General features: G+C 61.6%; 22 protein-coding genes. 4 read left to right on the forward strand and 18 right to left on the reverse strand.

Annotated features, from left to right (window positions below; all coding sequences use genetic code 11):
* Positions 1 to 49 precede the first annotated feature (49 nt).
* Positions 50 to 1,468, forward strand: coding sequence for an IS1182-like element ISPfl3 family transposase (locus PSH94_RS23090; RefSeq protein WP_305435084.1), 1,419 nt, complete (start codon positions 50 to 52; stop codon positions 1,466 to 1,468).
* 118 nt (positions 1,469 to 1,586) lie between these two features.
* Here PSH94_RS23090 and PSH94_RS23095 read toward each other — a convergent pair whose 3' ends face one another.
* Positions 1,587 to 2,009, reverse strand: a complete 423-nt coding sequence (locus PSH94_RS23095) for an OsmC family protein (protein WP_009045862.1) — start codon at positions 2,007 to 2,009, stop codon at positions 1,587 to 1,589.
* A gap of 247 nt (positions 2,010 to 2,256) precedes the next feature.
* Here PSH94_RS23095 and crp point away from each other — a divergent pair, with 247 nt between their 5' ends.
* The gene (gene crp, locus PSH94_RS23100; protein ID WP_253509599.1) at positions 2,257 to 2,901 is read left to right on the forward strand and encodes a cAMP-activated global transcriptional regulator CRP; all 645 of its coding nucleotides are present in this window, start codon (positions 2,257 to 2,259) and stop codon (positions 2,899 to 2,901) included.
* Here the strand turns inward: crp and PSH94_RS23105 are convergent.
* The 4 genes from PSH94_RS23105 to PSH94_RS23120 form a co-directional block, all read right to left on the reverse strand.
* Positions 2,898 to 3,590, reverse strand: coding sequence for a lipoate--protein ligase family protein (locus PSH94_RS23105; RefSeq protein ID WP_305435861.1), 693 nt, complete (start codon positions 3,588 to 3,590; stop codon positions 2,898 to 2,900). The genes crp and PSH94_RS23105 overlap by 4 nt on opposite strands.
* Before the next feature lie 142 nt (positions 3,591 to 3,732).
* Positions 3,733 to 4,569 carry an indole-3-glycerol phosphate synthase TrpC gene (trpC, locus tag PSH94_RS23110; protein ID WP_305435862.1) on the reverse strand — a complete coding sequence of 279 codons (837 nt, stop codon included), beginning with the start codon at positions 4,567 to 4,569 and terminating at the stop codon, positions 3,733 to 3,735.
* Positions 4,566 to 5,615 carry an anthranilate phosphoribosyltransferase gene (trpD, locus tag PSH94_RS23115; RefSeq protein ID WP_181080252.1) on the reverse strand — a complete coding sequence of 350 codons (1,050 nt, stop codon included), beginning with the start codon at positions 5,613 to 5,615 and terminating at the stop codon, positions 4,566 to 4,568. The genes trpC and trpD overlap by 4 nt, the downstream gene beginning before the upstream one ends.
* Positions 5,616 to 5,624: 9 nt before the next feature.
* A complete protein-coding gene (locus PSH94_RS23120) occupies positions 5,625 to 6,218 on the reverse strand; it encodes an aminodeoxychorismate/anthranilate synthase component II (RefSeq protein WP_181080251.1) in 594 nt (197 codons plus the stop codon).
* A gap of 418 nt (positions 6,219 to 6,636) precedes the next feature.
* Between PSH94_RS23120 and estP the strand changes: the two genes are divergently transcribed.
* Positions 6,637 to 8,559 (forward strand): esterase EstP, encoded by a 1,923-nt coding sequence (estP, locus tag PSH94_RS23125; protein WP_305435863.1) that lies wholly within the window; start codon positions 6,637 to 6,639, stop codon positions 8,557 to 8,559.
* A gap of 51 nt (positions 8,560 to 8,610) precedes the next feature.
* Here the strand turns inward: estP and trpE are convergent, their stop codons facing one another.
* The 10 genes from trpE to PSH94_RS23175 all read right to left on the reverse strand — a co-directional run bounded on the left by trpE (position 8,611) and on the right by PSH94_RS23175 (position 20,271).
* Positions 8,611 to 10,092, reverse strand: coding sequence for an anthranilate synthase component I (trpE, locus tag PSH94_RS23130; protein ID WP_181080249.1), 1,482 nt, complete (start codon positions 10,090 to 10,092; stop codon positions 8,611 to 8,613).
* Between the two features lie 71 nt (positions 10,093 to 10,163).
* Positions 10,164 to 10,982: a phosphoglycolate phosphatase gene (locus PSH94_RS23135; protein WP_181080248.1), complete on the reverse strand. Its 819-nt coding sequence runs from the start codon at positions 10,980 to 10,982 to the stop codon at positions 10,164 to 10,166.
* Positions 10,979 to 11,653, reverse strand: a complete 675-nt coding sequence (gene rpe / locus PSH94_RS23140) for a ribulose-phosphate 3-epimerase (RefSeq protein ID WP_181080247.1) — start codon at positions 11,651 to 11,653, stop codon at positions 10,979 to 10,981. Before rpe ends, PSH94_RS23135 begins: the two co-directional genes overlap by 4 nt.
* A gap of 84 nt (positions 11,654 to 11,737) precedes the next feature.
* Positions 11,738 to 12,886, reverse strand: a complete 1,149-nt coding sequence (locus PSH94_RS23145) for an iron-containing alcohol dehydrogenase (RefSeq protein ID WP_285428021.1) — start codon at positions 12,884 to 12,886, stop codon at positions 11,738 to 11,740.
* Between the two features lie 139 nt (positions 12,887 to 13,025).
* Entirely contained in the window at positions 13,026 to 13,850 is an 825-nt protein-coding gene (locus tag PSH94_RS23150; RefSeq protein ID WP_305435864.1) for an ABC transporter permease, read from the reverse strand.
* 12 nt (positions 13,851 to 13,862) lie between these two features.
* Positions 13,863 to 15,110, reverse strand: coding sequence for an ABC transporter permease (locus tag PSH94_RS23155; RefSeq protein ID WP_181080245.1), 1,248 nt, complete (start codon positions 15,108 to 15,110; stop codon positions 13,863 to 13,865).
* A gap of 95 nt (positions 15,111 to 15,205) precedes the next feature.
* A complete protein-coding gene (locus PSH94_RS23160; RefSeq protein WP_253509604.1) occupies positions 15,206 to 16,246 on the reverse strand; it encodes an ABC transporter substrate-binding protein in 1,041 nt (346 codons plus the stop codon).
* A gap of 44 nt (positions 16,247 to 16,290) precedes the next feature.
* The gene (locus tag PSH94_RS23165; RefSeq protein WP_040267156.1) at positions 16,291 to 17,403 is read right to left on the reverse strand and encodes an ABC transporter ATP-binding protein; all 1,113 of its coding nucleotides are present in this window, start codon (positions 17,401 to 17,403) and stop codon (positions 16,291 to 16,293) included.
* A 225-nt stretch (positions 17,404 to 17,628) separates the two neighbouring features.
* Positions 17,629 to 18,258, reverse strand: coding sequence for a response regulator transcription factor (locus tag PSH94_RS23170; RefSeq protein WP_034101058.1), 630 nt, complete (start codon positions 18,256 to 18,258; stop codon positions 17,629 to 17,631).
* Between the two features lie 18 nt (positions 18,259 to 18,276).
* Positions 18,277 to 20,271 carry a transporter substrate-binding domain-containing protein gene (locus tag PSH94_RS23175; RefSeq protein ID WP_305435865.1) on the reverse strand — a complete coding sequence of 665 codons (1,995 nt, stop codon included), beginning with the start codon at positions 20,269 to 20,271 and terminating at the stop codon, positions 18,277 to 18,279.
* A gap of 77 nt (positions 20,272 to 20,348) precedes the next feature.
* Between PSH94_RS23175 and PSH94_RS23180 the strand changes: the two genes are divergently transcribed.
* Positions 20,349 to 21,323, forward strand: a complete 975-nt coding sequence (locus PSH94_RS23180; protein WP_253509606.1) for an alpha/beta hydrolase family protein — start codon at positions 20,349 to 20,351, stop codon at positions 21,321 to 21,323.
* Between the two features lie 28 nt (positions 21,324 to 21,351).
* On the opposite strand, the gene PSH94_RS23185 is transcribed toward PSH94_RS23180, so the two are convergent.
* The 3 genes from PSH94_RS23185 to PSH94_RS23195 are packed head-to-tail and all read right to left on the reverse strand — an operon-like array spanning position 21,352 to position 23,817.
* On the reverse strand, positions 21,352 to 22,119 hold the full coding sequence (locus PSH94_RS23185) for a TerB family tellurite resistance protein (RefSeq protein ID WP_181080241.1): 768 nt from the start codon (positions 22,117 to 22,119) through the stop codon (positions 21,352 to 21,354).
* A 1-nt stretch (position 22,120) separates the two neighbouring features.
* Entirely contained in the window at positions 22,121 to 22,795 is a 675-nt protein-coding gene (gene murU, locus PSH94_RS23190) for an N-acetylmuramate alpha-1-phosphate uridylyltransferase MurU (RefSeq protein WP_181080240.1), read from the reverse strand.
* The gene (locus tag PSH94_RS23195; RefSeq protein WP_253509607.1) at positions 22,792 to 23,817 is read right to left on the reverse strand and encodes an aminoglycoside phosphotransferase family protein; all 1,026 of its coding nucleotides are present in this window, start codon (positions 23,815 to 23,817) and stop codon (positions 22,792 to 22,794) included. The genes murU and PSH94_RS23195 overlap by 4 nt, the downstream gene beginning before the upstream one ends.
* Positions 23,818 to 23,933 lie beyond the last annotated feature (116 nt).

Raw genomic sequence — 23,933 nt, forward strand, 5'->3', positions numbered from 1 at the left:
GCCCTTTAAGAGAATGCTCCGTATCGAAAGATACGGAGCATTTTTCGTTATGGCCTACATACAAGGCGAGTCCCGCAGCCAGACCAGCCTGTTCCCGGTCTCGCTGGAGGAACTGATCCCTGAAGATCACCTCGTACGGGTCATCGACCTGTATGTCACCAAGCTCGATCTGGGCCAGCTCGGTTTTGAGAAGGCTCAGCCCAAGGCCACTGGGCGCCCAGCTTACGACCCCGCCGATCAGCTCAAGCTCTATCTCTATGGCTATTTTCAGCGCATTCGATCGTCGCGGCGCCTAGAAGCTGAGTGCCAACGCAACATCGAAGTGATGTGGTTGATCAACCGGCTTAAACCCGACTTCAAGACCATCGCCGACTTTCGCAAGAACAACAAAGTAGCGTTCGTTACGACGTGCCGAGCTTTTGTGCAGTTCTGCCGATCCGTCGGCTTGATTGCGGGCGATCTGGTTGCGATCGATGGCAGTAAGTTTCAGGCAGTCGCTTCCTCGCGACGCCACCTGAATTTGAATCAGCTCAAGCGTCAGGAGGAGAAGCTGGATAAACGGATCGCCCAATACCTGGCTGACCTGGATGCCGTTGATAAAGCAGAGGGCGAGCAAGTGGTCGATCGCACTGCGATCAAGGCGGCACTGGCGAAGCTTGAGGCCAAGCAGCAAGACAACCGTAGTTGCCAAGCTTTGATGAAGTCGATGGGGCTGGAGCAATTCAACACGCACGAAAGCGATGCCCGAATGATGCGCACGCCAAAGGGGGCTCGTGTTGCCTATAACGTGCAAACAGCCGTGGACGCAGAGCACTGTCTGATTTTGCACCATGAGGTGACGCAAGATGGTGACGACCGCAAACAGCTTGAACCCATAGCTAAAGCTGCCAAGGCCGAACTGGGGCAGGACACGCTGACCGTGACAGCCGATATGGGCTACTCAAATGGCCAGCAATTCCAGGCGTGCGAGGATGCCTCCATTACCGTGTACGTGCCGCCAAACCGAACTTCGAACCCAGGCGGAGAGACATTATTCGAGCGCCAGGACTTTACCTATGACGCTGAACAGGATCGATACCAGTGCCCGGCAGGTCAATGGCTAACCCTGAAGCAGCGTTGCAAAGGCGACCGGATCTACCAGGCGGCAGTCAGCGACTGCGCTGGATGTGCGCTGAAAGCCCAATGTACAAAGGCTCAGCGCCGCTATGTCTCACGTCACGCACAAGAGGAAGCCTTTGAGCGTATGGCACAGCGGATGCAACTGCATCCAGAGATGATGGAGCGACGCAGATCCATCGTGGAGCACCCGTTTGGCAATCTCAAACAATGGCTATTTGGGAACGGGCGGTTCTTGCTACGACAACTTGAAGGGACGAAAGCTGAAATGGCCCTGGCCGTGACCGCGTACAACTTCAAGCGGGCGATCAGTGTCTTGGGAGCCAAGAAAATGATGCAACTGATGGGCTGAAGAGCCTTTTTCAGCACAAAAACAAACGCCCCGAACAAGTCGGGGCGTTTGGTCTAAGGCCTGTCAGTGTGTTTTCACACAGTCTGTCAAAGCGCCCTTTTCTTTTGCCGAGTGTTGATCAGCCTAACTCGACAATCTCGTAGTCATGGGTAATGGCCACACCGGCCGCGCCCAGCATGATCGATGCCGAGCAGTATTTCTCAGCCGACAACTCGATGGCGCGCTTGACCTGGGCTTCTTTAAGACCGCGCCCCTTCACCACGAAATGCATATGGATCTTGGTGAATACCTTCGGATCTTCAGTGGCGCGCTCGGCGTCCAGGAAAGCTTCGCAGCTTTCCACGGCCTGGCGGGATTTCTTCAGGATACTGACGACGTCGAAATTGCTGCAACCGCCTACACCCAGCAGGAGCATTTCCATCGGGCGTACACCCAGGTTACGACCACCGGCTTCCGGCGGGCCATCCATGACCACCACATGGCCACTGCCCGACTCACCGAGGAACATGGCTTCGCCCGCCCATTGGATGCGTGCCTTCATCGCCCAGACTCCACTGCTTAAAAAGGGTCGCCAGCTTAGCACAGGGCCCGATCACGGCAGTGCATCCCATCAAAGTGATAGATAACGGGGCGTTGCCCAGTAAATTCCCTGATCGAGTCAGAATGCCTCTGTTAAGCTGGCGCCAAATCGATGGCTCATTGCCACACTTTATCCAGCCCGTATCTGTGCCGATACCGCTGCATACAACAACGCCAACCCCCTTGCGACGCCTTTTCGGGATACAACCATGGTTGCCCTTACTCCCATACCCAAGATCAAGAACCTCGACAAGCTGCTGATGCATTGCCAGCGCCGACGCTACCCGGCCAAGCACAACATCATCTGCGCCGGCGAGCGCTCCGAAACGCTGTTCTTTATCGTCAAGGGTTCCGTCACCATTCTGATCGAGGATGAGGACGGTAGGGAGATGATCATCGCCTACCTCAACACCGGAGACTTTTTCGGCGAGTTGGGCCTGTTCGAACAAGCAGGTAAGGAGCAGGAGCGCAGCGCCTGGGTGCGCGCGAAGGTAGAGTGCGACGTGGCCGAGATCAGCTACGCCAAATTCCGCGAACTGGCCCAGCACGATCCCGACATTCTTTACGCCCTCAGCGGTCAGATTGCTCAGCGCCTGCGCGATACCACGCGTAAGGTCGGCGACCTGGCGTTCTTCGATGTCACCGGCCGGGTGGCCCGCTGCCTGCTGGAGCTGTGCAAGCAGCCGGACGCCATGACCCACCCCGACGGCATGCAGATAAAGGTCACGCGCCAGGAAATCGGGCGCATTGTCGGCTGTTCGCGGGAGATGGTCGGTCGCGTGCTCAAAGACCTGGAGGAGCGCAACCTGGTGCACGTCAAAGGCAAGACGATGGTGGTGTTCGGTACTCGTTAGGCCAGGATGCCGGCCAGCATCTGGCGGTACAAGGTATCCAATCGGCTGATGGCGTCCGGTGCCGGGAACGCTTCGTGCAGGGCGATATGGCTGTCGGCGCGCACTTGCTGCTCCAGACCACAGGCCTGGTTGAAGCGGTTGACCGCCGCAATCAGTGCTTCACGATCGTTCTCCAGTAACAACGCTCCATGCACCAACCCCACCGGGCGACCGCCGCTCTGACGCCAGCGTTGGGCGGTGCCGACCATTTTGCGGCCATTGAGGTTGACGTTGTAACGGCCATCGCAGAATGCCCCATCGATCTCGCCGACCGAGGCATCGCCGCCCAGCTCGATCAACAGATCGCAAATCGGCTGGCATAAACGCAGGTAACCGGTCTCGATGCGGTTCTGGTCGCCTTCGCTGCGTGGCGGCGCGTAGACCAGTGCGATGTTGACCGTAGCCGCCGATTGCGGCACAGGCTCGCCGCCGGTTTCGCGCAAGAGCACCGGCCAACCGGCATCCGCAGACACGCGACTGGCGACATCGAAAGCAGGCAATCTGCTCAAACGGCGTGGCATCACCAATGCCTGGTCACTGGGCTGCCAGAACAACAACCCAAACCCCTGCTCACCCGCGCAAACGGCGGCCAATAAGGCTTGCTCGGCGGCAAGGCCTGCTTCAACACGCATCGACACTGGCTGGATCAATGAGCACCTACCTATCTGAATAAACACAAACCCGAATGTGAGAGGGGCTTGCCCCCGATAGCGGTATGTCAGTCAAGGATGCTCCAACTGAATCGCCGCCATCGGGAGCAAGCCCCCTGCCACACTTGGATCGCATTTCAAATCAATCGAGCGTGGAACCACTGACCGGCACGCCGCGCTCCGGGAAGAACAAGCGCTGCAATTCAGCCCCTGGATTTTCCGCGCGCATGAACGCCTCGCCGACCAGGAACGAATACACGTCGCTGATTTCCATCAGTTCCACGTCGGCACGGTTGAGGATGCCACTCTCGGTGACCACCAAACGGTCGCGCGGGATACGCGGCAGCAGGTCGAGAGTGGTCTCCAGGCTGACCTCGAAAGTGTGCAGGTTTCGGTTGTTGACGCCTATCAGCGGTGTGTCGAGGGTTTTCAGGGCGCGTTCCAGCTCATCGCCATCGTGCACCTCCACCAATACATCCAGGCCGACGCGTTTGGCCACGGCGGCCAGTTCGGCCATCTTCACGTCATCCAGTGCGGAAACGATCAGCAGTACACAGTCGGCACCCAAGGCACGGGCTTCGACGATCTGGTACGGGTCGACCATGAAATCCTTGCGGATCACCGGCAACTTGCATGCGGCGCGAGCCTGCTGCAGGAACAGATCGGCGCCCTGGAAATAGTCAATATCGGTGAGCACTGAAAGACACGTCGCCCCGCCCTTTTCATAGCTCACGGCGATCTCGGCCGGTACAAAATGCTCACGGATCACGCCTTTGCTCGGCGAAGCCTTTTTGATCTCGGCGATCACCGCCGGCTGCTTCTTTTTAGCCTGCTCCAGCAGGGCCTTGGCGAACCCTCGCGGCGCGTCAGCCAGCTTGGCTTGGTCTTCCAGTTCAGCCAGGCTGACGCGGGCACGGCGCTCGGCGACTTCTTCGACCTTGCGGGCCAGGATCTTTTCCAGAACGGTCGGCACACTCATCCTTCATTCTCCATCTTGAATACGGCAGTGAATGCTCCCAGCTCCTCGAGCTTCTCGCGGGCCAGACCGGTGTGCAGTGCATCGTGAGCCAACTCGACACCTTCTTTAAGACTATAGGCATGGTCCGCTGCGTAAAGTGCCGCGCCAGCATTCAGAACAATCATCTCCGCAGCCTTTTGACCGTTTTCGGTCTTACGGCGCCCCAAGGCATCACGAATCAATTCAAGGGAGGCGGCCGGGCTTTCCACCGCCAGGCCATGCAGGCTCTGGCTCTTCATCCCCAGGTCCTCAGGCTCTACCCAATATTCGGTGACCTGATCGTTCTTGAGCTCTGCGACAAAGGTCGGCGCGGCGAGGCTGAACTCGTCCAGACCGTCCTTGGAGTGCACCACCAGCACGTGCTTGCTGCCCAGACGCTGCAACACTTCGGCCAATGGTCGGCACAGTGCCTGGCTGAACACACCCACCACCTGGTGCTTCACGCCGGCCGGATTCGTAAGCGGGCCGAGCATGTTGAACAGCGTGCGCAGGCCCAGGTCTTTACGCGGGCCGGCCGCATGTTTCATCGCACCGTGGTGAGACTGGGCAAACATAAAGCCGATGCCGACGTTATCGATGCAGCGCGCCACTTGCACCGGCGTCAGGTTCAGGTAGATACCGGCCGCTTCCAGCAGGTCGGCACTGCCGCTCTTGCCGGACACCGCACGGTTACCATGCTTGGCCACGGTGCAACCCGCCGCCGCGACGACAAAAGAAGCAGCCGTCGATACGTTGAAGATGTTCGCCCCATCGCCGCCGGTGCCCACCACATCGACCACGCCGTCGAGGGTCCTGAGTTCGACCTTGTCCGCCAGCTCGCGCATCACCGACACAGCGCCGACAATCTCGTCGATACTCTCGCTCTTCATGCGCATCGCCATCATGAACGCGCCGATCTGCGCGTCGGTGCATTGACCGGTCATGATCTCGCGCATCACATCGCTCATTTCGGCGGTGCTCAGGTCCAGATGGCCGACGATACGGCTCAGGGCAGTCTTGATATCCATGGAAAGTCCTTAGCGCGTGCCGCCGCTCTGCTTGAGAAAGTTGGCGAACAGCTCGTAGCCCTGCTCGGTCAGGATCGACTCGGGGTGAAATTGCACCCCCTCGATATTCAATGTCTTGTGGCGCAGGCCCATGATTTCATCGACGCTGCCGTCTTCCAGCTGGGTCCAGGCGGTCAGTTCAAGGCATTCAGGCAAGGTCTCGCGCTTGACCACCAGCGAATGGTAGCGAGTGACCGTCACGGGCAGATTCAAGCCCTGGAAAACGCCCACGTTGTTATGGAACACCGGGCTGGTCTTGCCGTGCATCACCTGGCGCGCGCGCACCACATCGCCGCCGAAGGCCTGGCCAATGGACTGATGGCCCAGGCACACGCCGAGGATCGGCAGCTTGCCGGCAAAATACTTGATCACGTCGAGGGAAACACCCGCCTCGGTCGGTGTGCACGGCCCCGGCGACACCACAATGCGCTCGGGGTTAAGTGCCGCGATGTCGGCCACAGTGAGCTCGTCGTTGCGCACCACTTTGACCTCGGCACCCAGCTCGCCCAGGTACTGCACAACGTTGTAGGTAAAGGAGTCGTAGTTATCAATCATCAGCAACATGGGAGCAAACACCTCTGGAATTCACTGATTTCTAGCCACGGCCTTCAAGGGGATACCCGCTGCCAGGCGCACGTTCCGGTTGCCGGCGTCGCAGGCAAGGGGCGTCAAACAGAGGGTGAAGAAGGCCAAACGGTACAGGTCCGGCGGAGCCGGTGGAGAAAAAGTCAGGCGCGCCAACGCCAACGGGCGTGTGCCTTGACGACTCGCATTAAGAGTTTGCTGATGATCAACACGGGGAGGGTCTCGTCCATACGTTCAGGCACAGTAACGTAGCCTCGGCAGCGGTGCAATATGGAGCAGCAAATACTGGGTGCGCGACGCAGAGCATGCAGGAAAAAACGGTTTTCATTGAAGGCAACCCTTACTACATTGCTCATGTTTCGTCGCCTTTACAAAAACAACTAAATGGATTTTCGCTATGTTCAGACCCACGGTATTCGCCCCTCTCGCCGGCTGCCTGCTGTCATTGGCCTGTGCCCAGGCGCTTGCAGCGCCAGCGCCGTACTCAACCATGGTGGTGTTCGGCGATAGCCTGGCCGATGCCGGCACATTCCCCGACGGCTCCAACGGCGCCACATTGCGCTTTACCAACCGCACCGGTCCGACGTTCCAAGGCGATTTCGGCCTGGTTTCATCGACCCTGCTCGGTTCACGGCTGGGCGTGCCCACCCACGATCTGAATGCCTCCACCTCCCCCGTTCGGGCCGCCCAGGGCCTGCCGGACGGAAACAACTGGGCCGTGGGCGGCTACCGTACCGACAACATCCTGGACTCCATTACCTCGGTCTCCAACGCCACGATCCCGCCCAACAACCCGGGTGGCGGCACCGTGCTGCGCAGTCGACAGGGCTACCTGCCGGCAAACGGCGGGCGCGCAGACCCGAACGCACTGTATTTTCTGTCCGGTGGAGGTAATGACTTCCTGCAAGGGCGCGTCCTCAGCCCAAGCCAGGCCGCAGCCGCGGGCGGGCGTCTGGCCGACAGCGCGGACGCCCTGCAACAGGCCGGTGCGCGCTACATCATGGTGTGGATGCTGCCCGACCTGGGTTTGACTCCGGCCCTCAACGGCACGCCGCTGCAGGCCTCGAGTTCGGCGCTGAGTCGCGTGTTCAACCAGGCGCTGGTGCAGCGATTGTCACGTGTCGATGCCCAAGTAATCCCGCTGAACATCCCACTGCTGCTTCAGGAAACTTTCGCCGACCCTGGCCGCTTTGGTCTGGGCATCGGGCAAAACCTCACAGGAACGTGCTTCAGCGGCAGCGGCTGTACCGCCAATCCCACCTATGGCCTCGGCGGCAGTGCCCCGGACCCGACCAAGCTCATTTACAACGATTCCGTCCACCCCACCATCGCCGGGCAACGACTGATCGCCGACTACGCCTATTCGCTGCTGGCCGCACCCTGGGAGCTGACCTTGCTGCCGGAAATGGCCCAAGGGACATTGCGCGCGCATCAGGACGAACTGCGTAACCAATGGCAAGGCGACAACGGCGCGTGGCAAGCCATCGGCCAGTGGCGCGCGATCGTAGCCGCGGGCGGCCAGCGCCTGGACTTCGACGAGCAAAACCACTCGGCCAGCGGCGACGGCAGCGGCTACAACCTCAATATCGGTGGCAGCTATCGGCTCGATGAAGCCTGGCGCGTCGGCGTCGCGACGGGTTTGTACCGCCAGACTCTGGAAGCAGGCGCCAGCGATTCGGACTACAAGCTCAACAACTACATGGGCAGCGCATTCGCTCAGTATCAATACAACCACTGGTGGGCCGACACCGCGCTGACCGCCGGCAAGCTGGATTTCGACAGCCTCAAGCGCAAGTTCGCCCTGGGCGTCAGCGAAGGCGCCGAGAAAGGCGACACCGATGGCTGGCTGTGGGCCTTGAGTGGCCGCCTGGGCTATGACATCGCCGCACCGGGCAGCGAATGGCACCTGTCGCCGTTCGTCAGCGCCGACTATGCGCGAGTTCACGTCGATGGCTACGCAGAGAAGGACAACCGCTCAACTGCCTTGACGTTCGCCGATCAACAGCGCGACTCCAAACGTCTCGGCGTCGGCCTGCAGGGCAGCTACCGCGTGACGCCACTCACCCAGGTTTTCGGCGAAGTGGCCCACGAACATGAGTTCGAAAACGACACCCAGAAGGTGAAGATTTCGCTCAACAGCGTGCAGGGGATCGATTTCAAACTGGATGGCTACACGCCGCGCAGCAATTCGGACCGCTTGAGCCTGGGGGTCAGCCATCGACTGACCCAGGAGCTGGCGCTGAAGGCCGCGTATAACCTGAGAAAGGATGACAACCTGACCCAGCAAGGGGTCAGCGTCGGTGTCAGCCTGGACTTCTGACCCGTGCGAAGCAATGTGGGACGGTGCCCCGTTCCCACATTGTGGCCGCCATCAATCCTGCGGGGTCTGTTCGGCCAACGCCACGGCGCGGAACATCGCGCGGCGCTTGTTCAAGGTTTCCTCCCATTCGAGGGCCGGCACCGAGTCGGCGACAATGCCGCCACCGGCCTGAACGTGCAGCTCCCCATCCTTAATCACCGCAGTGCGGATCGCAATCGCGGTATCCATGTTGCCGTTCCAGGCGAAATACCCTACCGCACCGCCATACACACCACGCTTGACCGGCTCCAGTTCGTCGATGATTTCCATCGCCCGAATCTTCGGCGCACCCGACAACGTACCCGCCGGCAGAATCGCCCGCAGTGCGTCCATTGCGGTGAGCCCGGCTTTCAACTCGCCGGTGACGTTGGACACGATGTGCATCACGTTGGAATAGCGCTCGATCACCATCTTCTCGGTGAGCTTGACCGAGCCGATTTCCGAGACACGCCCGGTGTCGTTGCGGCCCAGGTCGATCAGCATCAGGTGCTCGGCGATTTCCTTGTCGTCGCTCAGCAGGTCTTCCTCCAGCGCCAGGTCCGCTTCTTCGGTCGCGCCGCGCGGGCGGGTACCGGCGATCGGGCGCACGGTGATCAGGTTGTCTTCGACACGCACCAGCACTTCCGGCGAACTGCCCACCACGTGGAAGTCGCCGAAGTTGAAGAAGTACATGTACGGCGTCGGGTTGAAGCAGCGCAGCGCCCGGTACAGGTCAATGGGGGCAGCCTTGAAATCGATGGACATGCGTTGCGACGGCACCACTTGCATGCAGTCACCGGCGAGGATGTATTCCTTGATGGTGTCGACCGCGCGCTCGTAGTCATTCTGGGTAAAGCTGGAGCGGAACACCGGGTCGGCCGCCGGCGGACGGCTCAGGTCCAGACCGCGGCGCGGGGTGATCGGTTGGCGCAGCTTTTCCAGCAGCGCTTCAAGGCTGGCCAGGCCTTGCTCGAACGCGTCAGGTTGGGACGGGTCGGCGAGGACAATGGCGTGCATCTTGCCGGCCAGGTTGTCGAACACCACCACTGCGTCGGAGACCATCAGCAGGATGTCCGGTACGCCCAGGGGATCCGGGTTCGGGCACTTGCCCAGGCGTTGCTCCACATAGCGCACGCAGTCGTAGCCGAAATAGCCCACCAGGCCACCGTTAAAACGTGGCAGGCCGGCAATGGTCGGCACGTTATAGCGCGCCTTGAACGCCTCGACGAAGGCCAGCGGGTCTTCTACATCATGGCTTTCGATCTCGACACCATCATGGGTGATGCTGACGTGGTGGTCATACACCCGCAGCACGGTGCGGCACGGCAGGCCGATGATCGAGTAACGGCCCCACTTCTCGCCGCCCTGTACCGATTCCAACAGATAGGAATTAGGCTGGTCGGCCAGCTTCAGGTAGATCGACAGCGGCGTATCGAAGTCGGCCAGGGTTTCGCAGGCCAGGGGAATGCGGTTATAGCCGGCAGCGGCCAAACGCAGGAATTCTTCACGGTTCATGAGGTGCCTCGTGGTGTGAGGGTCTGACGGTCAGGTAGGCAAAACGTGCCGCAGGGCGCGGCCAGGATCGGTCAGGCGCGCCAACGCCAGCGGGCCAGGGCCTTCATGACTTTCATCCAGAGCTTGCGAGTGACCACCACGATGGCATTTCCAGAAGGGGACGGATCAAGGTCGGGCAACGTTATCTCAGCGCCCGCTCCCAGGCAACCGGGGATTAACCGTCGCAGGTCATCGATCACCAGCGCCGGCGATTCTTCAGCAATCGGCCGACCATGGTTGTAGCCGTAACTGAGCGCCACACACTGCACGCCCGCCGCCTTGGCCGCCAGCACGTCACTGCGCGAATCGCCGACGAACAACGACTGGGAGGCCGGGATATTGGCCATTTTCATCACAAAAAACAGCGCCGCCGGGTCTGGCTTCTTCTGCGGCAAGGTATCGCCGCCGATGATCCAGCGGAAATAACGACCGATTTTCATCTGGTCCAGCAACGGCGCGACAAAGCGCTCCGGTTTGTTGGTGATCAGGGCCATTTCCACGCCCTGCTTGCTCAACCATTTGAGGGTGTCCCGCACGCCGGGGTAGACCACGGTCAGCTCGTGGCCGCCTTCATACGCTTCGTTGAACAATTCCAGCGCCCGCTCGGCCTCGACGTCATCGACACCTTCGGCATCGATGTGATTGGCCAGGGCGCGGCGCACCAGCATCTGCGCGCCGTTGCCGACCCATTCGCGCACAGCCTCAATGCCCACCGGCTTGCGCCCCAGCTTGAGCAGCATCTGGTCCACCGCCGCCGCCAGGTCGGGCACCGAATCGATCAACGTACCGTCCAGATCGAACATCACCAGCCGTGGCAATTTGCCGGGGAACAACTGCTCAAAGCCGCTCATGGACGCGCCAGCGCCAGTTCGGCGCGCATCGTGGCGATGACGTCCTGATAGTCCGGGGCGTTGAAGATCGCCGAGCCGGCCACAAACGTGTCGGCGCCGGCGGCGGCGATTTCGCGAATGTTGTTGACGTTAACTCCACCGTCGATTTCCAGGCGGATATCACGCCCCGACGCATCGATCAGCGCGCGGGCTTCGCGCAGCTTGTCGAGGGTGCCGGGGATGAACTTCTGCCCGCCGAAGCCTGGGTTGACGCTCATCAGCAACACCATGTCGACCTTGTCCATTACGTACTTGAGCACGTCCAGCGGCGTGGCCGGGTTGAACACCAGGCCGGCCTTGCAGCCGCCTTCGCGGATCAACTGCAGAGTGCGATCCACATGCAGCGAGGCTTCCGGGTGAAAGGTGATGTACGTGGCGCCGGCGTCGACGAAGTCGCCGATGATGCGATCCACCGGGCTGACCATCAGGTGCGCGTCGATCGGCGCGGTGATGCCGTACTTGCGCAGCGCCGCGCAGACCATCGGGCCGATGGTGAGGTTGGGCACATAGTGGTTGTCCATGACATCGAAATGGACAAAGTCGGCACCGGCGGCCAATACCTTGTCCACTTCTTCGCCCAGGCGGGCGAAGTCGGCGGAGAGAATCGATGGAGCAATGACGAAGGGCTGCATGACGCACCTTTTCTGAGCTAAATCACGATGGCGCGCATTGTATACCTCATGCTTTGCCGCGCGCACCGTGACCTGGCTCAATGGCTAGTAGGCGGCCCGGTAGATTTTCTCGATGTCGGCCGCGCTGAGCTTGCGCGGGTTGTTGCGCATCAGGCGCTCGATACCTGCCGCCTCGGCCGCCATGGCGGGGATGGCATCCTCGGTCACTCCGAAATTGCGCAGCCCGGAGGGAATCTCCACATCCGCGCACAGGCGCGCCATCGCGTCGACGGCCCGGTCGGCGGCCTCAGTGACGCTCAAGCCTGCCACTTCTACCCCCATCGCCTCGGCGATGTCGCGCATACGTTCGACACACGCCAACTTGTTCCAGTGCATCACATAGGGCAGCAGCAACGAATTGCTCACGCCGTGTCCGACGTTGTAGCGCCCACCCAGCGGATAGGCCAGCGCATGCACGGCACCCACGCCGGCGTTGCCGAAAGCCATCCCGGCCATAAGACTGGCGGTGGCCATATCATCGCGCGCCTGCAGGTTGGCCGGATTGGCGTAGGCCTTGGGCAGCGCGTTGACGATCAGTTTGATCGCGCCAATGGCCAGCGCATCGGTGATCGGCGAGGCGTTGAGCGACAAGTAGGATTCGATCGCGTGCACCAGCGCGTCCACACCACTGGCGGCGGTGACGCTGCGCGGGCACGTCAGGGTCATCTGCGGGCTGATCAGCGCGACATCCGGCAACAGGTAGTCGCTGACGATGCCTTTTTTAAGCTGGGCGACCTTGTCGGAGAGGATCGCCACATTGGTCACCTCCGAACCGGTGCCGGCGGTGGTGGGAATCGCAATCAGCGGCGGGCCTTTGCGCGGCACCTGGTCGACGCCGAACAAGTCTTGCAGCGCACCGTGGTAACCGGCATAGGCGGCCACGCTTTTGGCAATGTCGATGGCGCTGCCGCCGCCCACGCCGATCAAGCCGTCGTGCCCACCGTCACGGTACGCCTGCATGCAATCCTCGACGATGGCAATCTCGGGGTCGGGCTTCACGCGGTCGAAAATCTCGTAGCTGCGCTCGCCCAAATGTTCAAGCGCCAGCGCCACCGTGCCGGACTGGACCAGTGCAGCATCGGTGACGATCAGCGGGTTATCCACATCCAGGCGCGTCAGCTCGGCGGCCAATTGCTCGATGGCACCGGCGCCGGTCAGTAGTTTGTGGGCGATCTTGAATGAGGAAGTACTCATGTGCGCGGCCTCTTTTTAATGGATGGGCTGGCACAAGAGTAGCTGACTGAAACAGGTTGTCTTCCATTCAGCGGCTGAATGGTCAAGGAACCTAAGTGGGAGGGGCAGGCCTCTCCCGCAGTTTGATCTGTATTGACCTTTAAACCTGGGCGGTGCGCAGTTTCTCGCTACGCCCGCGCAACCACTCAAGGGTCAGCAACAGCAGCACCGAGAAGGCAATCAGCAACGTCGCCGCTGCCGCGATGGTGGGGCTGAGGTTTTCGCGAATGCCGCTGAACATCTGGCGAGGCAAGGTCGCTTGCTCGGGCCCGGCGAGAAACAGCGTCACCACCACCTCATCGAACGAGGTGGCAAAGGCAAACAGCGCTCCGGAGATCACCCCCGGCGCGATCAACGGTAATGTCACCCGGCGAAACGCCGTCAACGGCGAAGCCCCCAGGCTGGCCGCCGCGCGCACCAGGTTATGGTTGAACCCCTGCAAAGTGGCGGACACGGTGATGATCACGAACGGCACACCCAGCACCGCATGCACCACGATCAGCGAGAAGAAACTGTTGCCCAGGCCCAACGGCGCGAAGAACAGGTAGCTGGCCACGCCGATGATCACCACCGGCACCACCATCGGCGAAATTACCATGGCCATCACCAGCGCCTTGCCGGGGAAGTGCCCACGGGTCAGCCCGATGGCCGCCAGGGTGCCGAATACCATGGCCAGCACCGTGGCCGCCGGGGCGACGATGATGCTGTTTTTCAGCGCGCGCATCCATTCCGCCGAAGCGAAGAAATCCTGGTACCAGTGCAGGGAGAAGCCTTGCAGCGGGTACACCAGAAAACTGCCGCTGTTGAACGACAACGGGATGATCACCAGCACGGGCAGTATCAGAAACAACAGGATCAGGCCGCAGAGAATCCGCAAGCTGTAAAACCACACCCGTTCCACCGGTGACATATAAGGGCTCAGCATCGCAACGTCTCCTCAGCTCAGGCGCAGGCGGCTGGCGCCTACCAGCCGGTTGTAGATCAGGTACAGCAAAACCGTCGCCAGCAGCAGCAGGCCGCCCAGTGCCGTGGCCATGCCCCAGTTGATGCTGGTGTTGGTATAGAAGGCCACGAAGTAGCTGACCATCTGGTCGTTCGGGCTGCCCAGCAGCGCCGGGGTGATGTAGTAACCAATCGCCAGGATGAACACCAGCAGGCAACCGGCGCCGACGCCGGCGTAGGTCTGCGGAAAGTACACGCGCCAGAAACTGCTGAACGGATGGCAGCCCAGGGAAATCGCCGCACGCATGTAGGTCGGCGAGATGCCCTTCATCACGCTGTAGATCGGCAGAATCATGAACGGCAGCAGGATATGCACCATCGAGATATAGACTCCGGTGCGGTTGAACACCAGCTCCAGAGGCTTATCGATCAAGCCCATGCTCAACAGCGCGCTGTTGATCAGGCCACCGGATTGCAGCAGCACGATCCATGCCGCCACCCGCACCAGGATCGAGGTCCAGAACGGCAGCAGCACCAGGATCATCAGCAGGTTGCTTTTGCGCGCCGGCAGATTGGCCAGCAAGTAGGCCAACGGATACGCCAGCAGCAAACAAATGGCGGTGATCACCAGACCCATCCAGAAGGTGCGAGCGAAGATATCCAGATAGATCGCCTGGTCTGGAGTGGCCGGCGCCACTTCGCCGAGGTCGTCGATACGGTGATCCACGGCCGCCAGCAGGTAAAAAGGCGTGACGCTGCTGGTATTGCGCCGGATCGCCTGCCAGTACGCCGGGTCGCCCCAGCGCTCATCAAGGTTTTCCAGCGCTTCTTTATAAGAGGCGGGCGCGTCGGTGAACGGCAGCGCCCGCGCGGTTTTAGTCAGCAGGCTGCGATAGCCGGCCAGTTCCATGTTCAAGCGCTTGGACAGATCGCCCAGGGTCTGGTTTTTGCGCGCCTCGCCCAAGTCCTCGCTGAGGGCCTGGTACACCGGCTCACCCGGCAGGCCACGCCCGTCCCACGCCTTCACCGCCACCACGGTACGCGGCAAACCGCCGACCACTTCCGGGTTGCCGACGCTTTTGTAGAGCAGCGCAACAATCGGCACCAGGAACACCAGCAGCAAAAACAGCACCAGCGGCGCAATCAAAGCCTGGGCTTTCCAGCGATTGAGCCGCTCCGCACGCGCCAGGCGCTGCTTGAGGGTGGGGCTGTCGACCTCGTTAGAGGGAACGGCGATGGCCATGGCTGACTCCGAAACTTGAAAATGAATGCAATCTCACACACACAAGAAATCCCCTGTGGGAGTGGGCTTGCCCCCTCCCACAGGGTTATGCGGTGTTACTTGGCAGCCCAGGAATTGAAGCGCTGCTCAAGCTGCTCGCCGTTATCCGCCCAGAAGCTCACGTCGATCTGCACCTGGTTGGCGATGTTTTCCGGGGTGGTCGGCATGTCCTTGAGGATGTCCTTGGCCAGCAGCGGGACGGCTTGGGTATTGGCCGGGCCGTAGGCGATGTTTTCCGAGTAGGTCTTCTGCTGCTGCGGCGCGACCGAGAAAGCGATGAATTTCTTCGCCGCTTCGGCACGGTCCTTGGCCAGGCCTTTTGGAATGGCCCAGGCGTCGAAGTCGTAGATACCGCCGTTCCACACCACTTTCAGGTTGCTTTCTTTCTGCACGGCGGCGATGCGACCGTTGTAGGCCGAGCTCATCACCACGTCACCGGAGGCCAGGTACTGCGGCGGTTGAGCGCCGGCTTCCCACCATTGAATCGACGGTTTGAGTTCATCGAGTTTCTTGAACGCACGGTCCTGGCCATCTTTGCCGGCCAGCACTTTGTAGACGTCCTTCGGCGCAACGCCGTCGGCCATCAGCGCGAATTCCAGGGTGTATTTGGCGCCTTTGCGCAGGCCGCGCTTGCCCGGGAATTTCTTGGTGTCCCAGAAATCCGCCCAGCTGGTTGGCGCCGAAGTCAGTTTGTCAGCGTTGTAGGCGAGCACCGTCGACCATACGAAGAAGCCCACCCCGCACGGCTGGATCGCGCCCTTCACGTAGTCGGCGGTGTTGCCAAACAGTTTCGGGTCCAGGGGCTCGAACATGTCTTCGTCACAGCCACGGGACAGTTCCGGCGACTCCACCTCCACCAGGTCCCAGGACACGCTCTTGGTGTCAACCATGGCTTTGACCTTGGCCATTTCACCGTTGTATTCACCGGCGACGATCTTGCCGTTGCCTGCGCTTTCCCACGGTGCGTAGAAGGCCTTGACCTGCGCCGCCTTGTTCGCGCCGCCGAACGACACGACGGTCAGGTCCGGGCCGGCCATGGCATGCGTTGCGCCCATCAAGCCAATTGCCAGGGCCGAATACTTCAGGGATCTCAACATTGTTGTTCTCTCCACGTGCAGGGTTGGTGAAGCCATGGGGGCGATCAATTCGCCTCTAGAAGGGGGTCGAGTGCGCGAACGTGCTCGACTTGCCAGCCAATCGGTACCACGTCGCCGACGGCCAGGGCTGGGTCCAGCTCGGCGATCGGTTGTTTCACAAAAAAATCGGTCTTGCCGCAGACTTCCAGGCGCACGCGCACGTGGTCGCCCAGGTAGATGAACTCCGCCACGCGCCCTGAGAAGCGATTGACGCAGCTTTCGCTGGAGCCATTGAGGCTGACGCGTTCCGGGCGCACCGACAGCGTCACCGGGCCGCCGACCTGGCCGACGTTCACCGCCAGCGCCTCGACCTTCTCGCCCCGCGCCAGCTCAACCACGCAACGTTCGCCGCTGCGGCTGTGCAGGCGGCCGTTGAGACGGTTGTTTTCGCCAATGAAGTTAGCCACGAAGGTGTTCTTCGGCTCTTCATACAGGGTGCGCGGCGCGGCGATCTGCTGGATCTCGCCCTGGTGGAACACCGCCACGCGGTCGGACATGGTCAAGGCTTCGCCCTGGTCGTGGGTCACGTACACCACGGTCACCCCGAGGCGCTGGTGCAGGTGCTTGATCTCCATCTGCATGTGTTCGCGCAGTTGCTTATCGAGTGCGCCGAGGGGTTCGTCCATCAGCACCAGTTGCGGTTCGAACACCAGCGCCCGGGCCAAGGCCACGCGCTGTTGCTGACCGCCGGAGAGCTGCGCCGGGTAGCGCTGGGCGAAGGCGTCGAGTTGGACCATGCTGAGCACGCGCTTGACGCGCTCGCTGATGTCGGTCTTGCTCAAACCGCGCACCGACAATGGGAATGCGAGGTTCTCGGCAACGGTCATGTGTGGGAACAACGCGTAATTCTGGAACACCATGCCGATATCGCGCTTATGCGGCGGCACGTTGTTGATGGAGCGCCCGGCCAGCTGGATTTCACCGGCGGTCGGCGTTTCGAAACCCGCGAGCATCATCAGGCTGGTGGTCTTGCCCGAGCCGGAAGGCCCAAGCAAGGTGAGGAACTCGCCCTTGCGAATCTCCAGGTTGAGGTCTTTGACGATCAGGTTCTCGCCGTCGTAGCTTTTCTGCACGCCACGAAAGCTGACCAGCACATCATTTGAATCCACCTCGCTCATACCCGCACCTTTTATTTTGGACTGCTGTGGCACAAGCGTAGTCCAGGCGCGAAGCCCCGGAAATCGGGGGCCAGGAGAGAATCACATCAGCCGGTTGGAAGGTTGGGGGTAGGGATCGCCCTACACCGATGGCGGGCACCGGACAGTGCGGCGGCAAGAACCCAGCTGCAAGCGGCAAAAATGGGTGCGGCGCGGTTTTGCGGGGTGTCGCAAATAGATATGCCGCTACAGAAGCTTGTGTTCCATGGCGTACCGCACCAGCTCGGCCAGGGAGGTGATATTAAGCTTCTGCATCAGGCGCGCCTTGTGGGTGCTGATGGTCTTGCTGCTGAGGGCCAGTTGCTGGGCGATGTCATTGACATTGGCGCCCTGCGCCAGGCGTTCGAACACCGAGAACTCGCGCTCCGAAAGCAATGAATGCAGGGGGCGGGCATCGGTGAGGCCGACTTCGAAGACCATCCGGTCGGCCAGGTCAGGGTCGATATAACGCCCGCCGGCCGCCACCTTGCGAATCGCCGTGAGCAGCAACGCCGGATCACTGTCCTTGGTGGCGTAGCCGGCGGCGCCGACCTTCAAGGCCCGCGCGGCCATCTGCGCTTCGTCATGCATCGACAGCACCAGGATCGCCGGCGGGTTGTTCAATGCACGAATCCGCGCAATCGCTTCCAGGCCATTGACGCCGGGCATTGAGATGTCCAGCAGCACCACCTCACAGGCGACGTGGCGCAGCGTCTCCAATAACTGCTCGCCATTGCTCGCCTCCCCCACCACCTGCAGGTCTTTGGCCAGGCCGATCAATTGCTTGATGCCTTCACGGACGATGGTGTGGTCTTCGGCTACCAGTACACGTATCACAAGGGCTTCCTCTTATTGTCAGGCATCCAACGGCACCGTCACGCTCAGGGTGGTGCCCTCCCCCTGCTCGCTGTGCAGGCTCAGTTGGCCGCCCATGATCAACACCCGCTCGCGCATGCCGACCAGGCCGAACGAGGTCGCTCGACCTTGGGCCGGAACGAAGCCGACACCATCGTCACTGATGGTCAGGCGCAGGTCGGCACCTTCGATCGCCAGGCTCAGTTCCACAGTATGCGCCTGGGCATGGCGCATCACATTGGTCAGTGCCTCTTGCAGGATGCGAAACAGGCCGACGGCCTTGGCGTCGCTCAGCGCCGGCAGGTTATCCGGCACTTGCACCAGGCAAGGAATGTGCGTGCGCGCTTCGAAGCGCCGGGCCTGCCACTCGATGGCCGAGGCAATGCCTGCGTCGAGAATCGGCGGGCGCAACGCGGTAGCCACGTCGCGCACCAATTGGAACAGCTGAGCGATCAGGCGCTTCATGCTGTTCAAGCGCTCATGCAGGCCGGGGTCCAACTGCGCGTAGGCCAGCTCGCACATCGAGGTTTCCAGCTTGAGCACGGTGAGCATCTGCCCGAGTTCGTCGTGTACTTCCCGGGCGATGCGGGCCTTTTCTTCTTCGCGCACGGTTTCCAGGTGGGCCGACAGCTCGCGCAGTTGCGCCTCGCTTTGCAACAGGGCGGCCAGGGTGCGGCGCAGTTCGGTGACGTCGTTGAGGTAGACCACCAGGTATTCGGCGTCGGCAAAGCGTACAAAACTCAAGGAGACGTTAGCCGGCAGGATGCTGCCATCGGCGCGCACACAATCGGTGGCGAAATTCTGCGGCCCCTCTTCGCTGGCCCGCGCGCGCTTCCACAGGTTGAGCCAGCGGTCCATGTCCAGCGTGGGGTCAAGGTCGACCAGCGGTCGCTCGATCAAAGCGCCGGGGCCATAACCGAGCATGGTCTCGGCCGCCCGGTTGGCATAGCGTACATGGCTGTCCCAGTTGACCCAGAGAATGCCGACAGTGCTTTGATCGATGGAAAACTGCGTCAACCGTAACGCCTGGGCACCGGCGGCGCGGGCGGCGCTTTCTTCACGGGCGGCCAGCAGATCGTGTTCCAGCTGGCGCTGGTGGCGGCGCTGCCAGACCACCACCGCCAGGCTGGCGAGCAGCAGCAGGCCCAGCAACAGGCTGAGGTTTTGCCACAGCCCGGGAGATTGCGACAGCCGAGGGTATTGGGGCTGCAGCCAACGGGTGTGCAGTTGGTCCAGGTCACGGGCGGGGATGGCGCGCAGCGCGCTTTCCATGATGCCGGCCAGCTGCGGCCATTCGCGGCGGGTGGCCACGCGCAAGAGTTGCGGCAGGCCGATATCGCCCACCACCGCCAGCCCGGCGAATTCCGCCTCCGCTGATAAACGGCTCAGTTGCGCTTCATCCACCACGGCGTAGCGCGCCTGCTGGCTGACCAGCAACTGCAGGGCCTGACGCTCGATGGGCACGCCTTGCAGATTCAGATTGGGGTACGTGCTGCGCAGGTAATCGGCCACGGCGCTGGGCATGCGCACCGCGACGCGAGATTGATCATCGAGTTTTTCCAGCTCCACCGCACCGCCGCCCTCCCGAATGCCGACCACACGCTGGGGCACGCGCATGTAGGGGTCGCTGAACAACCACAGGCGCAGGCCGGCCGGGGTTTGCTGCAGGCCGGGCGCGATGTCCACTTCACCTTCGCGCACAGCCTCTTCGAGCTGCTCCTGAGAGGGAAAATTGCGCCAGGTCAGCTCGATATTCAGCGCCTTGGCCAGCCACTGCATCAACTCAACGTTGGCCCCGGACAAGCGCTGCAGGCGCCGATCGTATTGCGCATAAGGCGCTTGCAGTACCACACCCACGCGCAGTTCCGGGTGCGCCGCCAGCCATTCGCGCTGCTGCGCGGTCAACTGCGCCGGCCCGACGGCAGACGCGGGAGCGGCGTTTGCCATCAAGGCAACGCACCAACAGCCGATAACCAGCAGACAGCGAAAACCCATGATCCACGTCTCACATCACTGACAAATACTGACCAACCCATTAGGCTGCTGGAATCACTTCTGGCCGGGAATTAACGATGCCCTTTCACCACCGCTCGGCACTGCCAGCATTGTGCCTGTCGCTGCTTTTTACCAGTGCCTTTTCCGTACAGGCCGCTGACGCTCCCGCGCCAGAAGCCGAAAAGCCCGTGGAACGCCAACCTCTGCCCGAACGCAGCCAGGCAGAGGCCAGCGCTCTGGAACGCAAAATCCCGCAACAGGAGCAACAGCAATTACAGGCCGGCAGCGATTCTTTCCTGGCCCTGTGGAAACCGGCCAACAGCGCCGAACCCGAAGGTCTGGTGATTATCGTACCGGGCGCCGGTGAAAATGCTGACTGGCCGCAGGCAATCGGCCCGTTGCGCCGCAAATTGCCGGACGCCAATTGGGGCAGCCTGAGCCTGTCGTTGCCGGACGTCAGCGTAGACACGCTGCCGCCGCGTGTCATGGAAGCACCCAACGCCACGGTCGACACCAGCAGCAAGGAAGCCAGCACCGCCGACAAACCCATCGAGCAAGCCGCCAGCGCCGAAGCCGAGGGCACCGACCCTTCGGTGGTTCCGGGTGCCGACGAGCAGGATAAAACCGATGCGTCGCGTATCTTTGATCGCATCGACGCCGCCGTGGCGTTCGCCCAGACCCAGAGCGCACGCAGCGTGGTACTGCTCGGCCATGGCACCGGGGCCTGGTGGGCCGCGCGCTACTTGAGCGAGAAGCAGCCGGCCCAGGTGCAGAAACTGGTCATGGTCGACGCCAAGACACCCCACGGCCGGCAGCCGGATGTGCAGCAACTGGCCCCAGGCTTGAAACTGCCGACCGCCGATGTCTTCTATCAGGATATCCCGCAAGCCAGCAAAAACGCCCTGGCCCGCCTGCAAGCGGCCAAGCGTTTGAAGAATGACGGCTATAAGCAGGTGTCGCTCAAGACCCTGCCCGGCAACAGCGCCGCCGAGCAGGAGCAGCTGTACCGCAGGATCCGCGGTTGGTTAAGCCCCCAGGCCAACACAGATTGAAGAACAGCACTCCCTTGAACGGCGGCGACTAACGAAAATCCCGGCGTTCGCGAATCAATGCGTAGGCGTTATGCAACTCGCGCGTGCGTTCGGTAGCTTCACGCACCTGCGCCGGGCTGGCGCCGGTGCCGGCGATCTTGTCCGGGTGGTGGCGGCTGAGCAGGCGGCGATAAGCACGCTTGATCGCCGACGGTTCCGTGGTAGCCGTTACTCCGAGCAGGCGCAAGGCGTCTTGATAACTCGCGCCTCGGTTCGCCAACGGCTTGCGCTCGGGGGTGTAGTCAGCGGCCAGAGCCTTGAGCTGTTGCGGTGTCCAGCCGAGCCAGCGGCCCCATTGATTGATCAGATCGCGCTCCGCATCGTCCGCGCGACCGTCCGCCCAGACCATCCGCCAACACGCTCGCAATACGCCTTCGGCGGCATGGGGTTGAGCCTTGAGCACGCGCAGGTACCTGCGCACACGGTCAGAACCGGACTTGCCCCGGTTGAACGCCGCAATCGCCCGACGCTGGGCCGATGCGCTCATGTCCAGCGCGCGCATCTCTTGGCGCGCCTGCTGGATATGCCCGTCCACCACGCGGCCATTGCTCTTGGCCAGCCGCCCCAACAACACAAACAGCAATTCGTCATTGCGTAACGCCGGGCGGCCGCCCAGGCGTTCGCGCAACTGCGCCCAACTGTGCAGTTGCAGGCGACGATCCAGCGCCTGCCCCAACAGCGCCCCTAACAAAGCCCCCGGAATACTGGCAATGGCATAGCCAGCCCCGGCGCCGATCAGCGTCCCTGGCCACAACATGCTACTGCCCCGCTGTGAGCAGGGTTTCGACTTGCGCCAGGCGCTCCAGCGTGCCGACATCAATCCAGCGTCCTGCCATGTGCTCCCCCGTTACCTGACCTTTCGCCATGGCCGCCCGCAACAGCGGCGCCAGCTTGAAGGCACCCGCGCTGCAACCCGCGAACAACTGAGGGTGGAGCACGGAAATGCCACTGAAGGTCAGGTTATCGGCACCGGGCGCCGCATCATGAAGCAGACCGTGATCCAGGTAGAAGTCACCACCCGACGGGTGATGCGCCGGGTTATCGACCATGACCAGGTGCGCCAGGCCCTGGAGCGGTTGCTTGAGCCGGCTGAAGTCGTAATCGGTCCAGATATCGCCATTGACCACCAGGAAGGGTTCGTCTCCTAACAAAGGCAGTGCCTGGAAAATCCCGCCGCCGGTCTCCAGCGGCTCGCCTTCCGGGGAGTAACGGATGCGCAGACCAAATTGCGCGCCGTCGCCCAGGTAGCTTTCGATCTGCTGGCCAAGCCAGGCATGGTTGATCACGATGTCGGTGAAACCGGCCCTGGCCAGCGCCTCCAGGTGATACTCGATCAAGCGTTTGCCGCCGGCCTGCACCAGCGGCTTGGGCGTGTGCAAGGTGAGCGGACGCATCCGCTCGCCTTTGCCGGCGGCCAGGATCATGGCCTTCATACCACCGCCTCCGCGGGCTGGCGCAGGCTGGTCAACAATTCGGAGAGTTCGCTCAGCTCCGAACGCTCAGCCAAGACCGCCTCTATAAAGGCGAAGAAGCGCGGCACGTCCGCCAGATAACGAGGCTTGCCGTCGCGATGGCAAATACGCGCAAAAATACCGATCACCTTGAGGTGGCGCTGCACGCCCATCAGGTCGCTGGCACGCAGGAACTCATTGAAATCCGTCTGCACCGGAATACCCAGTTGCACGGCGCGCTCCCAATAAACACGCTGCCATGCCCGCACACGGGCCTGGGGCCAGCTGAGAAAGGCGTCCTTGAACAGGCAGGTGATGTCGTAGGTGACCGGGCCGTAGACCGCATCCTGGAAATCCAGCACACCGGGGTTCGGCTCGCTGATCATCAGGTTGCGCGGCATGTAGTCGCGGTGCACCAGCACCTTCGGCTGCGCCAGGGCGCTGTCGATCAACCGGTCGCTGACGCGCTGCCAGAGCGCTTGTTGCTGGGTATCCATGTCGATACCCAGGTGGCGGCGCACGTACCACTCGGGAAACAGTTCCAACTCGCGACGCAGCAGGGCGACGTCGTAACTGGGCAGCGGTGCATCCATTGGCAACTGCTGGAAGGCCAGCAAGGCATCGATGGCGTCGGCGAATAATTGATCGGCGTTGTGCTCGTCGATCACGTCCAGGTAGGTTTTTGTGCCCAGGTCATTGAGCAAAAGAAAGCCTCGCGGCAGATCCTGCGCATAAATTTTTGGAACATTTATGCCCGACGTCGCAAGTAAATGGGCGATATCGACGAAAGGTTTGCAGTTTTCCTGGGGGGGCGGCGCGTCCATTACCACGAAAGTCCGGCCACCGCCCTCCCATCGAAAGTACCGCCTGAAACTCGCGTCGCTGCTGGCCGCGGTCAATGTGGCCGGGGGTACGACGCCCCAGTCCTGAGCGTTGAAAAGGATCGGCAACTGCTCATCCAGCCAGACTTTCAGCTGTTGTAAACGTAGATCTTGCTCGGGCATTACAAGGGTCTCCGACGGCGCTAGCCGTCAAGCGGGTCATGCTTTATTATCACGCATCTTTTTCAGACCATCGAGAGGCGTGCGGCCCACACCGCGGGCAGATGGCACGCAGGAAG

It is taken from the genome of Pseudomonas sp. FP2254 (genome assembly GCF_030687695.1).
GTDB lineage: Bacteria > Pseudomonadota > Gammaproteobacteria > Pseudomonadales > Pseudomonadaceae > Aquipseudomonas > Aquipseudomonas quebecensis.